At 55.4% G+C, this 13,063-nt stretch carries 18 protein-coding genes; 9 read left to right on the top strand and 9 right to left on the bottom strand.

What is annotated here, in order from left to right; translation table 11 throughout:
• Positions 1 to 11: 11 nt before the first annotated feature.
• The 9 genes from NVIE_RS06810 to NVIE_RS06775 are packed head-to-tail and all read right to left on the bottom strand — an operon-like array spanning position 12 to position 5,798.
• Complete coding sequence (locus tag NVIE_RS06810; protein WP_075054610.1) at positions 12 to 1,259, bottom strand: ornithine cyclodeaminase, nickel-pincer nucleotide-dependent; 1,248 nt, start codon at positions 1,257 to 1,259, stop codon at positions 12 to 14.
• A 36-nt stretch (positions 1,260 to 1,295) separates the two neighbouring features.
• Positions 1,296 to 1,619, bottom strand: a complete 324-nt coding sequence (locus NVIE_RS06805; protein WP_075054609.1) for a hypothetical protein — start codon at positions 1,617 to 1,619, stop codon at positions 1,296 to 1,298.
• 1 nt (position 1,620) lies between these two features.
• Complete coding sequence (locus NVIE_RS06800; protein ID WP_075054608.1) at positions 1,621 to 2,196, bottom strand: HD domain-containing protein; 576 nt, start codon at positions 2,194 to 2,196, stop codon at positions 1,621 to 1,623.
• Entirely contained in the window at positions 2,190 to 2,318 is a 129-nt protein-coding gene (locus NVIE_RS15355; protein ID WP_158435124.1) for a C2H2-type zinc finger protein, read from the bottom strand. Before NVIE_RS15355 ends, NVIE_RS06800 begins: the two co-directional genes overlap by 7 nt.
• A gap of 4 nt (positions 2,319 to 2,322) precedes the next feature.
• Entirely contained in the window at positions 2,323 to 2,505 is a 183-nt protein-coding gene (locus NVIE_RS06795) for a hypothetical protein (protein ID WP_075054607.1), read from the bottom strand.
• 45 nt (positions 2,506 to 2,550) lie between these two features.
• Entirely contained in the window at positions 2,551 to 3,147 is a 597-nt protein-coding gene (locus tag NVIE_RS06790; RefSeq protein ID WP_227717515.1) for a cob(I)yrinic acid a,c-diamide adenosyltransferase, read from the bottom strand.
• 25 nt (positions 3,148 to 3,172) lie between these two features.
• Entirely contained in the window at positions 3,173 to 3,856 is a 684-nt protein-coding gene (locus NVIE_RS06785) for a TfuA-like protein (protein WP_075054606.1), read from the bottom strand.
• A complete protein-coding gene (locus NVIE_RS06780) occupies positions 3,841 to 5,175 on the bottom strand; it encodes a YcaO-like family protein (RefSeq protein ID WP_075054605.1) in 1,335 nt (444 codons plus the stop codon). The genes NVIE_RS06785 and NVIE_RS06780 overlap by 16 nt, the downstream gene beginning before the upstream one ends.
• Before the next feature lie 50 nt (positions 5,176 to 5,225).
• The gene (locus NVIE_RS06775; RefSeq protein ID WP_075054604.1) at positions 5,226 to 5,798 is read right to left on the bottom strand and encodes a hypothetical protein; all 573 of its coding nucleotides are present in this window, start codon (positions 5,796 to 5,798) and stop codon (positions 5,226 to 5,228) included.
• A gap of 97 nt (positions 5,799 to 5,895) precedes the next feature.
• On the opposite strand from NVIE_RS06775, the gene NVIE_RS06770 reads away from it, so the two are divergent.
• From NVIE_RS06770 to NVIE_RS06730, 9 genes are all read left to right on the top strand, one after another.
• Complete coding sequence (locus NVIE_RS06770; protein ID WP_075054603.1) at positions 5,896 to 6,810, top strand: malate dehydrogenase; 915 nt, start codon at positions 5,896 to 5,898, stop codon at positions 6,808 to 6,810.
• A gap of 470 nt (positions 6,811 to 7,280) precedes the next feature.
• A complete protein-coding gene (larB, locus tag NVIE_RS06765) occupies positions 7,281 to 8,072 on the top strand; it encodes a nickel pincer cofactor biosynthesis protein LarB (protein WP_075054602.1) in 792 nt (263 codons plus the stop codon).
• A gap of 60 nt (positions 8,073 to 8,132) precedes the next feature.
• Positions 8,133 to 8,846, top strand: a complete 714-nt coding sequence (locus NVIE_RS06760; RefSeq protein WP_075054601.1) for a 50S ribosomal protein L18 — start codon at positions 8,133 to 8,135, stop codon at positions 8,844 to 8,846.
• Positions 8,847 to 8,851: 5 nt separating this feature from the next.
• Positions 8,852 to 9,463, top strand: a complete 612-nt coding sequence (locus NVIE_RS06755) for a 30S ribosomal protein S5 (RefSeq protein WP_075056047.1) — start codon at positions 8,852 to 8,854, stop codon at positions 9,461 to 9,463.
• The gene (locus tag NVIE_RS06750; protein WP_075054600.1) at positions 9,463 to 9,933 is read left to right on the top strand and encodes a 50S ribosomal protein L30; all 471 of its coding nucleotides are present in this window, start codon (positions 9,463 to 9,465) and stop codon (positions 9,931 to 9,933) included. The genes NVIE_RS06755 and NVIE_RS06750 overlap by 1 nt, the downstream gene beginning before the upstream one ends.
• Positions 9,934 to 10,008: 75 nt before the next feature.
• A complete protein-coding gene (locus tag NVIE_RS06745) occupies positions 10,009 to 10,449 on the top strand; it encodes an uL15 family ribosomal protein (protein WP_075054599.1) in 441 nt (146 codons plus the stop codon).
• Positions 10,427 to 11,860, top strand: coding sequence for a preprotein translocase subunit SecY (gene secY, locus NVIE_RS06740; protein ID WP_075054598.1), 1,434 nt, complete (start codon positions 10,427 to 10,429; stop codon positions 11,858 to 11,860). Before NVIE_RS06745 ends, secY begins: the two co-directional genes overlap by 23 nt.
• The gene (locus NVIE_RS06735) at positions 11,847 to 12,452 is read left to right on the top strand and encodes an adenylate kinase (RefSeq protein WP_075054597.1); all 606 of its coding nucleotides are present in this window, start codon (positions 11,847 to 11,849) and stop codon (positions 12,450 to 12,452) included. The genes secY and NVIE_RS06735 overlap by 14 nt, the downstream gene beginning before the upstream one ends.
• Complete coding sequence (locus NVIE_RS06730) at positions 12,449 to 13,060, top strand: EMC3/TMCO1 family protein (RefSeq protein ID WP_075054596.1); 612 nt, start codon at positions 12,449 to 12,451, stop codon at positions 13,058 to 13,060. Before NVIE_RS06735 ends, NVIE_RS06730 begins: the two co-directional genes overlap by 4 nt.
• Positions 13,061 to 13,063 lie beyond the last annotated feature (3 nt).

Here is a 13,063-nt window from a genome sequence, read left to right as displayed (position 1 = left end):
CGTATAGTTTCCTACTGCCTGTGCCTTGCCATCTTTTCAAGGTGGTCCGCGACTATGGGCAAGAACGCGCCGACGTCCGTCACGATGCCGACTGCCTGCGCCGTCCCCCTGTCCACCAGCTTTGTCACGACGGGTTGGCTGATGTCGACTGCCACCACCTTTACCGACGAGGGAAGCATGTTGCCCACCGCGATAGAGTGGAGCATAGTCGAGAACATCAGCACCATCCTTGCGCCCTTTAGCACCTTTTTGTACCTGCGCTGCGCCTCCACCACGTCAGTCACGACGTCGGGTATCGGGCCATCGTCACGTATAGAGCCTGCAAGTACGAACGGGACGTCGTTTTTTATGCACTCGTACATCACGCCGCTTTTCAGGATCTTTTTCTCGACCATCGCCCTCAGGCCGCCCGCCTTGAACACCTCGTTTATGGCCTGCATGTGGTTGCGGTGGCCCCTGACTGCAAGCGTGCCGTCCCTGACGTGCATGCCAAGCGATGTGCCAAGGAGTGCGTTCTCAACATCGTGGACAGCAATGGCGTTTCCTGCTAGCAGGCCGTCGATGTAGCCCATCCTGATAAGGCGCGCAAGCGCTTCCGACGCGCCGGAATGCACGAGCACGGGGCCTGAAACCACGATTATCTTGCCGCCTTGTTTTTTGGTGTTGTAGATGTCGTCTGCAACCTTGCGGGCGATATGCTGCGTGGGGCGCTCGCTGGAACTGGAGCTTGACATGAACTGGAAAATGTCGACCCCTTCTCTCGGGCGCTCCTGCGGCGTTATTTTCACGCCGCGCTCGCCCACGACTATCATGTCGCCTTTTTTCAGGTCGCGGATCATCTTGCATTCTGCGGTCTTGCTCCTTGTGTCGACAACTATGCACTTGTCCATCATCATGTTCTGGACCTGTATCCACTGGCCTGCGTAAAAGACCTGAGTGGGGTTGTTGGTCGTGCTGTAAAAGTCGTCGGGCATTACGCAGTCGCTGCTTGCGGGGACGAGCATTGCCTCCTGCACCGAGACGGGCTGCGCGCCCTCGCGGTACACGGCCTCTATTATGCGCTCAAGGTGCTCTTCGTCCTTGCCGCGCACGAGCAGGCGGGCGTAGCTTGGGTCTTTCTTTTTCTTGCCTACCGTGAACTCGAGAACCTGAAAGTCGCCTTTTAGGTCCATGACGTGGTCAAATATCCTTGTTAGTATCATCGAGTCGATGAGGTGTCCCCTGACCTCGATCTCTTGCTCATGTTTGCCTGCTGCCAAAGCAACTCACGATAATCCTTTTCAGCTATAATAAAGTTATATCGGAAGCGAAAGCTTGCCGAAATATTCCTGCATGTTCTGCTCTGACTTTATCTTTTCAATAATCTGGTTCTTGGTGTCCTCGGCAAACCACTGCGCGATTGCCTTTGCGACTCCCTTGCTGTCGCACAGCGCTATCATGTATCCGCCCGGCTCTTTCACCACTGCATAGAGGTTTTCCTCGCCCACCGGCTCCCACTTGTTGTCCTTGTTGTCCTTGAGCGCAAGCGCCGGCATCGCAGTCCCCGTGTACCTTGCCAAAAGGTCCTGCGCGACTTTGACCCTCTTTTCGCCTATCTTGAGAGCCGTGAAATACTGCATCTCAGTTTTTCATGCGCGGAGCCGGGCTTAAAGACTTTAGGGTTTCTGTCAGCATGTCGGCTTTGCCATCCTCATCAATATCTACTGCCTTGTGTGCCGACTCGAAAAACTGCGTCAAAAGTTCCGCAGAGTAGCCGTCCCTTGCATACCTTGCCGCCTGCAGGGCCATTTCTAATTTGTCAATCCTGTGCACAAACCTTGCCTCTTTTGTCTTGTCCTGCAGATATTCGCGCCAGATTTTTGCATAATCCGACCTTACCTTTGCAGGCAGACACGCAAGGATATTTTTCATCGCGCCATTTTCTTCCTGCCGCTTTTGCCTTATGCTGACCTCGCCGGGCATGTAATCGCCCACTGCAGACTCTGCCAGATCGTGCAGCACTATCATCTTTAGCACCTTGTGGGTGTCAAGGCTCAGGACGTCTGAAAGCGCCATGCCGACTGCGCACATTGCATACGAGTGATCTGCGACCGACTCCGGGTTCTTGATGCCTACCTTTGCAGCCCACCCCGCGCGCCTGACGTACTTTAACCCAATGACAGCGTCAAAAAACGGGGTGAGGTCTCTTTTCACCATTTAGTAGAGTCGCCTTCAAGCAGGCCAGAACCGTGGTGGATCCTGTCGATGTGCTTTGAAAGTTGTTCCTTGTCGTTGAAGGTGGAGCCGCAATAAGGGCAGCTGACTTTTTCTTCTTCCATGCTGTCAATTGGCAAAACCCGATTTTAAAGCTACTTGGTCGATAGCGTTGGCAGCAGCAGTAGTAGTGGTGGGGGCGTGCATTGCTGGTATCGGGAGGAGGTCGATAAGAAGAGTCACGCCTATCAGGCCAAACGCCATGAGCGTTGTTATCACGATAATGAGGGTGACGTTTTTGATGTGGTCCAACGGACAGCTATGCCGTAGTGATGACCAGATGCAGCATTTAAGGTTTTATTGCGGTGGCTTTTTCTTCCACGCCACGTCGGGCACGCCCTGTCTCTTGTTTGCAAGCCTTGCAGCCACAAACAGCAGGTCTGCAAGCCTGTTCAGGTACACTACCACTGCAGGGTTTATGCTCTCGGCCTTGGAAAGCGCGACTGCCGCCGTTTCTGCGCGCCTTGCAACCCCCCTGCACACATGCAGCATTGACGCTTCGGCGCTTCCGCCTGGCAGGATGAAAAACGTTATCGGTTCTAGCTCGGATTCAAACCTGTCAATAACCGGCTCAAGCGCAGAGGCCATCTTTTCGTCGGTGCGCGGGGTGTTGTATTGGCTCTTTGGGTAGTCAGGGTCAGCAAGGTCCGAGCCGACTATAAAAAGGTCGTTCTGCACCTGCGTCAAGACATCCGCCAGGTCGGAAAACATCTTTTTTTCTTTTCCGTGGAGCGACGACACTGCAAGGCCGATGTTTGAGTTCAGCTCGTCGACTGCGCCATAGGCCACTATCCGCAGGTCTGCCTTGCTGACGCGCCTGCCACCAATAAGGCCGGTCTCGCCCTTGTCGCCCGTCCTGGTGTATATCTTCATGATGATTATGACGCCCTTCAAAAGACGAGCAGGTGATTTAAGATTATCATTTCTTTTCTGTTGCTTCAAGGCGGGCCCTGAAAAACTCGACCAGCTTGATTGCGTCCATCTCCTTCAGGCTCTTTCTGTTTTTCTCGATGTAGGCCTGGAAGGCGTCGATGTCATCATGCAGGCTGTCATCGCGGTATTTCTGCCTCGCCGCCTCGATGATGTCCGGGTAGTTGCGGTGCGGGAAATAGGTGCCCTTTGCGACTTTTGCCAGCACTTTTTTCGTGTCCTTGCCGATGATGCCTCTTTTGTGCGCAAGGAACAGGTTGTAGCGTATGTCCACCATCGCCTCTGACTGGAGATGAAAATCGCCGTCTGCAAACGTGACTGCGACCTCGTCGTCGGCGTCTATCTTGCCGCTCTTGTACAGCTCAAACACCCTGCCGATGCCTACCATGCCAAACTTTTCCAGTTCGACTGCGCGCAGCGCGCCGAGGCTTGCCGCCCCTGCTAAAAGGACGCCTTCTCGCCTTGCTAACTGATAGACTTCGATCGGCGTGGGAGGGTAGTCCTGCAGGAACACGCCGTCCACAAGCCCGACCATCGAGACGTCAGGGCTTGCAGCCAGCCTCAGAAGGTCGCCCTTTTTGGCCGGCGGCCGAAACTCGGCTTCCGGCAGAATCTTTCTTGCCTTTTCGTGGCTCAGGCTTGGGCCGAGGAATATTATTATTGGCTTTGCCATTGCCTGAAAAGCGCCCTCGCTCTCATTCCCATCACCGACTTTGTTATCTTGAACGTCTCCAGCCCCGGCACAATAGCCCTGACGACCGGGATCGCAAGGTCCGGGTTTGTCAGGTCGACGATTATCGCCCTGTCAAGGCCGGCGTTTCCTAGCCTGCCAAGTATGAACCTGATGTCGTCAAGTATGTCCTCGTGAAAGTACGTTTTTACATCTGAGAACTTTATTTTCCTGGTCGATGGCATGAACTGCCACGCCCTCTTGTCGTCAGTGTTGTTCTCGCCGTACCTTATCTTGCGCAGGTCGTCTCGCGCTCCCTGGATGTTGGCGGCGCGAGTCTGCGACACCTCCGTTATCGCCCTCAAAAGGGCAATCCTTGCGTCGGGGTGCGTGCCATGGCCTTCTGCAAGGTAGCCATAGTCGTGCGTGACCCACTCGATGCTGCTTGCATTGAAAGTGGGGACGCCAATGTCAGACGTGATGTCCTTTATTATGAGCGGGATGCCTGCTTTCTCGAATTTCTTGACAAGTTTTCTGACGGGCTCAAACTCGACTTCGGAAATGTCGACGTCCGGAAAAACGCCAGGATCGTCGACGAACCTGTCGGCCTGCACCGGCCTTGTGTGCATGCCTGCCGCGTTGAGCGAGTGGATGATGCTCCGGAGCACGTGGAAGGGAATCGCGCTTGCGCGCAGTTCCGCCACGCTCATTGCGTCGCGCTCTATAACCTCGCAGAGCGAATGGCATATGGCTTCTTCTATAACGTTGCCGGACGCAAGGCCGTTTGTGTGAAAGTATGAAAACGGGTTTACCGCCGGCGCCGGCGGGTTGTAGCGGAAAAGCGCGATTGATGCCGGAACCATAACCTCTTCATTATCGTTGGCGATGTCAAAGCCGGGGAGAAAGTCCATCGGCATGTCGTCGCGGTACTCAAAGCGCATCGGCTCGACGATCTCGTCAGGGTGCAATACTTTGCGGGATTTTGACAGCTCTGCATAGCTTGCCCTGACAAAGTTCCGCGGGCCTCCTGCAGGCAGTGAGGAATAGCGCTCGATGCTCTCCATCAGCGCGCTTGCCATCGCGTGCTCCCTCGTTGGGCCCTTGCCGCTGTACACCCAGATGTAGTCCTCGGTGCCGGGCAGGACTGCCGAATAGTTTGGTATCCGGAGCACGTCCATGTCCGTAATGTCTGCAAGCCTGGTGACCCCTATCTTTTTGGAGAGCGGAACGACCTTTTGCAGGGTTTCCTGGGCCGGCCTTATCCTTGAGGTGCCGTTTACGGTCCACTTTTTCCTGCTCTGCAGCTCTATCCGGGGAGGCACGCTTGCTAGAAAGAAGCGCCTGACAAGTTCATATCAAGCTTTTGCTGTTGCTAGCGCAGGCTGCCAAAGTCGTGGGTCGGGATTTCCGCCGGAGGGTTGCCATACGCAAGGACTATTTGCTTGCGAGATTCCAGCTGTATGTTCCTATAGTCTCCTTGGAACTCGGTGCCATTGTCATACGCCTTTAACGGCTTGCCTGCCACAGAGTCAAAGAACGACTTTGAGCCACTGTGCGTCTGGCTCCAGATGTCCATGAACTGGCCTAATGTGAATGCCCTTTGCTGCGGCGCCTCTACATGTATGGTGCCTGTCGTATCATGAGTGTGGAGCCAGAAAAGGCAGCGTGGGGACGACATTATCCCTATGTTAGCTGGAACCGTTTGATTCTTCCCGTCTACAAACACGTCGAGGTGAGAGTGGACGTGGTAGTTCGTGACCTCTGCGGGGTGGCATTCCACTCCGCTTATTGCCTGTACCTCTGGGGGCTTGTACAAAAGGGCTGAAACCGCGCCTATTGCCACCACCGCGGCGATAATCGGAACTATTATCATCATGTACTTTTTCCTTTTGCGGCGGTCTGCAGCAAAATAGCTGTCGTCGCGCTTGCCTCCCTTGCCAGACATCTCTCTCTGGTAAAAGACGACAGGCGCTTAATTTAAGGTGATCGGGAATCTTGTACTTTGTAGATTTATAAGTAATCCAGCTCGCTAGCACCTCCAAATGACAATAACCGTAATCGGATCAGGCAAAGTGGGCGCCTCGGCCGCACTGAACTGCGGCCTGAGAGAGCTTGACGACATTCTTCTTCTGGATATAGTGCAGGGCCTTCCGCAGGGCGAGGCAATGGACATCAACCACCAGCTGTCGGAGCGGGGCTCTGACTCTGTCGCCCGGGGCTCTAACAACTACGAGGACATGCGCGGCTCTGACTATGTCGTGCTTGTCGCCGGCGTCGGCAGAAAGCCGGGCATGACCCGCATGGACTTGCTAAAGATAAACGCCGGCATTGTAAAAGACGTCGCGTCGAAAATAGCGACGTACGCCAAGGACGCGACTGTCATTGTCGTTACCAACCCGCTTGACCCGATGACCTACCTTGCGCTCAAGACCATCGGCGCGCAAAAGAGCAAGGTGATGGGCATGGGGGGCATGCTCGACCTGTCGAGGTTCAAGAGCTACATACAGGAGGCAACGGGCGTCTCTCGCGACTCGATACAGGCGATGGTCATATCAGAGCACGGCGAGAACATGCTCCCGCTCACCCGATTTTCCTCGCTGGGCGGAATCCCGCTGCACGACTTTATCACAAAAGAGCAGGCGACAGACATTTTTGAAAAGACGAAAAAAGTTGCCGCAGAGGTAATCGCGCTAAAGGGCGCGACAGTGTACGCGCCGGGCAACGCGGTCGCCACCATGATCGAGTCGATGGCAAAGGACAAGAAAATGGTGATACCAGTGTCCGCGTACCTTGACGGCCAGTACGGAGTCTCTGACCTGTGCATCGGCGTGCCGGCAGTCATTGGCGCAGGCGGCGTGGAGAAGATAGTCGAGCTCAAGCTTGACAGCTTTGAGCAGGGCGTCTTTGACAAGGGCGTGGCAAGCGTCAGGGAAGCGATAAAGGCGCTCCCGCTCTGACTTTACTTCTTTTTCTGGAACGACTGGGACATTGCATGTCTCTTTTTTTGTGCGCAGCATACAAGGCGCGTGCATAAGGCCAAATTTTGAGCGTGCATAAATGCATAAAATGAGCACGTACGTGCATAAACTCCTGATCACACTATCGCGTGAAATGCGCACAAAAGAGATGCGACGGTGTCCCTTTTGGGCGCAGCCTGCGCTAGCTGGCATCATCATATGTATTGTTGTTGGACTGTCCGGTATTAAGGAACTAATTTGAGGTTGAGTTTTTGTCTGTCCCCTGCCGAACTGCAGGAGCCGATCTCACGGCGCTCTTTATTTCTGAGATTCATTGATATGCACAATTATTTTCTCTCCCGCGCCGGCGTCTTTAACCAGATAACGTTCTTCTTTACAAACGCCGGGGTGGGCGTTATAGCCGCGGCTCCTGGAAACCTTTTATCCCTTTTTGTCCAAACCCTGAAGCGTTGGATCTGCGCACCATCCTTGAGAAATTCGCCAAGGGAGCGATAACCGCGGAGGAGGCGCAGAAAGAGATCTCTATCCATGCAATAGAGCACGTCGACAACATTGCCAAGCTGGACGTAGGCCGGGAGATGAGAAAGGGCCTGCCCGAGATAGTCTTTGCAGAGAGAAAGGAGTACGCCGACACGCTCCGGATCGCGCAGGCAGCAGTCAAGCGCAACGGCCGGGTGGTGGTGAGCAGGGTGAAAAAGAAGGATCTGGCAAAACTCGTCTCTGCACTAAAGAAAAAGGGCCTTTCAGTAGAGGTGGGCAGGAACAGCACCACGATCATTGTTGCAAATACCAAGTCGCAAAAACAACAAAAGGAGAAGGCGCTCGGCAGGGTGGGGATAATGGCCGCCGGCACTTCTGACATTGGCGTAGCAGAAGAGGCGCGGCTGGTGGCAGAGGCGATGGGCTGCGACACCATCACAAGCTATGACATCGGGATAGCCGGCATGCACAGGGTGTTTCCATCTCTCAAGGAGATGCTCGCAAAAAAGGTGGGTGCAATAGTGGTGGTGGCAGGCATGGAAGGGGCGCTTGCGTCGGTGGTCGCGTCGATGGTTGACGTCCCGGTGGTGGGCGTCCCGACGTCGGTGGGCTATGGCTTTGGCGCGGACGGCATCGCAGCGCTTGCGTCGATGCTGCAGAGCTGCACGCTTGGCCTTGCGGTGGTCAACATCGACAACGGAGTGGGCGCCGGCGCGTTTGCAGCGTCTGTTGCCAAGTCTGCGACGAGGCAGACCCGTTAACGTTTATAAGTGCTATAGAATTTTTGCATCTCTAATCAAACAGGAAGTGAATGGCACTCATTGACTTATGTCCGTACTCTCAAGAGAATCCGTCTTGACAAGACTAATTATCGCAAGAGGGCCGCCGTCATTGTCGGCAGGCACTCGTTTGCCACTGTCAAAGTTACCGACCAGAACGTGGCCGCCCAGATCCTAAAGCCGACCCCGACAGGCGATCTGGTCATCGCGTCAGCGCACAGCCACGAGCTGGTTACCAAGCATGGCTGGAAGGGCTCTACAAACAGCCTGCCGGCGTGCTACCTGACGGGCCTGCTCCTCGGCAAGAAGGCGCTTGAGAATGGCACGAACAAGGCAGTCCTCTACATCGGCAAGGACCACTTCACCACTCGTGTGGCGACCTGCGCAAAGGGCATTGCCGACTCGGGCGTCAACATCCCGATATCGGAAGAGTCGCTCCCGGACGCCGAGAGGATCTCCGGCCAGCACATCGCCGACTACGCGTCAAGCCTCAAGGCAAACGAGGAAGAATACAAATCACGATTTTCAGCGCTTTTGAAGAACGGGCTAAAGCCGGAAGACTACCCCGCGCACTTTGAGGAGGTCAGGTTCAAGATCTCCGGCAAGGCTGCGGAAGCACCCAAACCAAAGAAGGAAAAGAAGGAGGCAGCGGCGCCGGCAATGGAAGAAAAATCTTCAAAGGACAAGAAGGCTTCTTCTCAAAAGAAGGAAGAAAAACCCAAGAAATCAGAAAAGGCAGGTAAGAAGAAAGAATGAGCAGCATGTTTTCATCCCAACAGCAGCAGGCAGAATGGAAGCCACGCACCACGCTAGGGCGTGATGTGCTGGCAGGCAAGATAACCTCGATGGACCAGATATACGAGAATGGCCTTCGCATCCAGGAATCCGAGATAGTCAAGCACCTGTTGCCTGACATCAAGAGCCAGGTTGTGCACGTCGGCATCGTGCAAAAGCAGACGGACGCTGGCGAGATGACCCGCTTCAACGCCCTCGTGGCGGTAGGAAACGAGGCAGGCTGGTTCGGCATCGGCAAGGGCAAGGCCTCGCAGATGCGTCTTGCAATAGACAAGGCTACTAATGCAGCGTACCTCAACGTCATCCCGGTAAAGCTCGGGTGCGGAAGCTGGGAGTGCAAGTGCACGCAGCTCCACTCTGTGCCGTTCAAGGTGAGGGGCAAGGGCGGAAGCGTCACACTCGAAATCATCCCCGGTCCAAGAGGGCTTGGCCTGGTGGCAGGCGAGAACATCAAGAACCTGCTAAAGCTTGCAGGCCTGAAAGACTCGTGGACCAAGACGTTTGGCTCTACAAACACAATGTCCTCGACGACGAAGGCAGTCTTTAACGCGCTGAGAAGCACGTACAGCGTAGGTTGATGATGATAATCATGGCATATCTCGTTGTTAGAATCAAGGGCACGGTAAACATACCGACGTGGGCAAGGACCACGCTTGACAACCTCAACCTAGACAGGCGTTTTCGCGCGACCCTGGTCCCCGAGTCGGACGAGTCGCTTGGCATGCTCCGCAAGGTCAAGGAAGTAGTCGCCTGGACCAAGGCCGACGCGGCCACGGTAAAGGAGCTTCTTGAGAAGAGGGGCAGGAAGGCCGGCTACAAGCCGATAACCAAGGCGGACCTGCCAAAGGAATACAAGAGCATCGACGAGCTTGCGGCGGCAATTGCAGACAACAAAATCGCAATGTCCAAGGTGGAGGGCATCAAGCCGTGGTTTGCACTTTCGCCGCCAAAGGGTGGATTCAAGAGAAAGACAAAGCAGCAGTACTCGCAGGCAGGCGTGCTTGGCGACGACGAGGAGCTTGCCGAGATCGTAAAGAGGATGCTCTAGTAAGACTTAATTAAGGTGAATATGAAATTGAAACAACTCCAGCATAATAGCAACAGGATGATGATGTGATTAATTATGGCTACTAGATTCCGAAAAAGCAGAAGGCAGCGTGGAAGCAGGTACTGCGGCTGGGGACAGATTGGCCAGCACAGGCAGGCAGGAAGCCGTGGAGGCATTGGCGGCGCTGGCAAGCACAAGCACTTCTTTATAAGGACAGTAATCGAAGAACCAAACCACTTTGGTCACGACGCGTTCAACTCTTTTAACCGCAACGTCGTGAACACGTGGCTCAACGTCCGCGACCTCGACGCGGTCTTTGCCAAGCACGGCAAGGCCGACGAAAAGGGAAAGGTCGTCCTCGACCTGACCGCGCTTGGCTATGACAAGCTGCTGGGCGGAGGCAAGATCAGCGGCGCTTACACTATCAAGGTTGCAAAAGTGTCAGAGGGAGCCAGAGCCAAGATCACGGCAGCAGGTGGCGAGGTTATAGCCGATGAGCAGCACGACTCAGAATGAGAATATCCTTCGCCGCGTTATAAGGTCGGCGTCGGCATATGTCCCGCAGGTCCCAAAGCCCAAGAAAAAGATCACGCTGACTGAAAAGTTTGCCTGGACGGGCATTGCACTACTCCTCTATCTCGTCATGGGGCAGATCCCGCTCTACGGAGTGACAAGCGACCCCAAGTTCGACTTCCTTGCGTTTGCAAGGGTGATTTTTGCGGCGCAGCAGGGAACGCTGATGGAGCTCGGCATCGGGCCCATAGTCACGGCAGGGCTCTTGATGCAGCTGCTCAAGGGCTCGGACCTCATCCGCCTTGACTTCAAGAACCCGGACGACAGGTCGCTCTTTACGTCGGCGACCAAGATAGTGACTATAATAGTAATCGTGGCAGAGGGCGCGCTGTACGGCGTCAGCGTCTACGGCCCGCTCGTCGCAGGCCCGCATATAATCGGGGTCGTAGTCGCGCAGCTCATCGGCGCCTCTGTACTGGTCATGCTGCTTGACGAGCTCGTGCAAAAAGGCTGGGGCGTAGGTTCTGGCCTCTCGCTGTTCATCATGGCCGGCATCGCCCAGACGATTCTGTGGAGCGTGTTCAGCCCATTCCCCGCGCAGGACGGGCCCACGGGCATACTGCCGTTTACGATACAATCCACGATCGACGGCCACGGGCAGGACGCCTTCTTCCGCCAGGGCCAGCTCCCAAGCCTGTTCGCCCTCGGGCTCACAGTCGGAGTCATACTCGTGCTCGTGTATATCGAGGGGATACACGTCGACATACCCATAGTCTCTACAAAGTACAGGGGCTTTACGGCAGTCTATCCGATCAAGCTGCTGTACACGTCGGTCATTCCCGTCATCCTGTCGTCAGCGCTCATCGCAAATGCGGTGTTCATGGGGCAGATGATGTGGGCCAACTACAACCCTAACAACGCAAACCCTGCGTTCAACTGGATAGCGCAGTTTGACCCAAGCTCCCAACAGACGCCAACGGGCGGCATATTGTACTATATCACGTCTCCAAGGAGCCTTGACCACGTGGCCGCGGACCCTGTGCGGGCGATAATATACGTCATATTCTTTACAGCCATCGTGACCGTCTTTTCCAGGCTCTGGGTGGAGCTGGGCGGGCTTTCGGCCAGGACGGCCGCAAAGAACCTGCTTGACGCCGACGTGCAGGTGCCCGGCTTCAGGCGCTCCGAGAACTCGGTCGAGTCGCTGCTAAACAGGTACATACCGTCGCTTACGATAATCAGCGGCGTCATCATCGGCCTCCTTGCGTCGCTATCTGATATCCTGAACGTCTTTGGCTCCGGCACAGGCATACTCCTGATGGTGAACATCATGGTCAGCTACTACCAGACGCTGGTCAAAGAGCAGGTCGACACATACATGCCCAAACTGGCGGCTCTCCTTGGCAGGAAATAACAAGCGCGCTATTATAGTCGGCATCCCCGGCGTGGGCAAGACTACGGTCATCACCCGCGCGGCGGAGCTGCTGTCGCAGTCGCCACAAAAGCGCAAGGCAACCGTCGTCACCTACGGGACGCTGATGTTTGAGGAGGCGCAAAAAATAGGCGTGAAAAACCGTGACGAGATGCGCCGGCTCCCTGTCGAGCAGCAGAAAAAGCTGCAAGAGACCGCGGCGCGCCGCATCGCCGAGATGCAGGACGACGTGGTGATCGTCGACACGCACCTGTTCATAAGCACGCGCGAAGGCTATTACCCCGGCCTTCCCATGAGACTCATTACCATCATGAACCCGACAAACCTGATAATGGTGGCAGCAGACCCGCATGAAATTGCCGAGCGCAGGAAGAACGACCCGACCCGCCAGCGCGACGAGGCCTCGCCCGAAGCCATTAAAAACGACCTTGACTTTTCCAAGATGATGCTGGCATCATGCTCTATCCTGACCGGCGCGCCGTTTGCAATCGTGATAAACGGCGACGGCGAAGTTGACGACGCGGCCGCAGGCGTGGCCGACATCCTTGCAGGAGGGGGAGAACCGCTGAAATGATGACGATGATAACTATGTTGGACTTTGGCAGCCTGATACTGCAGCTGTTCTCGCCGCAGTACACGAGGCACCCGATATTCCCTGACTTTCTCACCGCGACGATTGTCGCGATGGTGATATCTGTCGCCATGAGCTTTGCGTTTGCCATGCTGCGCCGGAAAACGACCGACATCGAGCGCGTCAACAGGATAATGAAGGAGACAAACGACTGGCGCAAGGCCTATACCGCCGCCGTGAAAAAAGGCAACAAGGCCGAGATTGAAGAGCTGAAGAAAAAGCAGGCCTACGTCAACAAGATGGCCCTTGAAGTGCAACAGCAGCAGATGCGCCCCATGCTCATCTACATGCTCCCGTCGTTTCTGATATGGATATTCGTCTTTCCGTCGATATTCGGCCAGGTAGTGGCCCTGTCGCCGATACACATTCCCTGGATAATGTGCAGCGACCAGGACGTCCAGAACCACCAGCAGCTGGACGACCAGGGCAACCCCAAGGGGGCGTGCCAGGTGCCCGGCGAGGTCTACCTGTGGGGATGGTTCCTGCTCACGTCGTTTGCCTTTTCCGGCATTGTGGGCAAGGTCACCAAGACAAGCATGCCGAGCATCTGAGAC

It is taken from the genome of Nitrososphaera viennensis EN76 (genome assembly GCF_000698785.1).
Classification (GTDB): domain Archaea; phylum Thermoproteota; class Nitrososphaeria; order Nitrososphaerales; family Nitrososphaeraceae; genus Nitrososphaera; species Nitrososphaera viennensis.
This window is presented reverse-complemented; position numbering and strand designations above follow the sequence as displayed.

Coding starts and splice junctions, on each gene's coding strand:
- NVIE_RS06775 (WP_075054604.1), bottom strand. CDS start 5,798: ATGTCTGGCAAGGGAGGCAAGCGCGACGACAGCTATTTTGCTGCAGAC.
- NVIE_RS06750 (WP_075054600.1), top strand. CDS start 9,463: ATGATGATAATCATGGCATATCTCGTTGTTAGAATCAAGGGCACGGTA.
- NVIE_RS06805 (WP_075054609.1), bottom strand. CDS start 1,619: ATGCAGTATTTCACGGCTCTCAAGATAGGCGAAAAGAGGGTCAAAGTC.
- NVIE_RS06800 (WP_075054608.1), bottom strand. CDS start 2,196: ATGGTGAAAAGAGACCTCACCCCGTTTTTTGACGCTGTCATTGGGTTA.
- NVIE_RS06770 (WP_075054603.1), top strand. CDS start 5,896: ATGACAATAACCGTAATCGGATCAGGCAAAGTGGGCGCCTCGGCCGCA.
- NVIE_RS06785 (WP_075054606.1), bottom strand. CDS start 3,856: ATGGCAAAGCCAATAATAATATTCCTCGGCCCAAGCCTGAGCCACGAA.
- NVIE_RS06755 (WP_075056047.1), top strand. CDS start 8,852: ATGTTTTCATCCCAACAGCAGCAGGCAGAATGGAAGCCACGCACCACG.
- NVIE_RS15355 (WP_158435124.1), bottom strand. CDS start 2,318: ATGGAAGAAGAAAAAGTCAGCTGCCCTTATTGCGGCTCCACCTTCAAC.
- NVIE_RS06745 (WP_075054599.1), top strand. CDS start 10,009: ATGGCTACTAGATTCCGAAAAAGCAGAAGGCAGCGTGGAAGCAGGTAC.
- NVIE_RS06730 (WP_075054596.1), top strand. CDS start 12,449: ATGATGACGATGATAACTATGTTGGACTTTGGCAGCCTGATACTGCAG.
- secY (WP_075054598.1), top strand. CDS start 10,427: ATGAGCAGCACGACTCAGAATGAGAATATCCTTCGCCGCGTTATAAGG.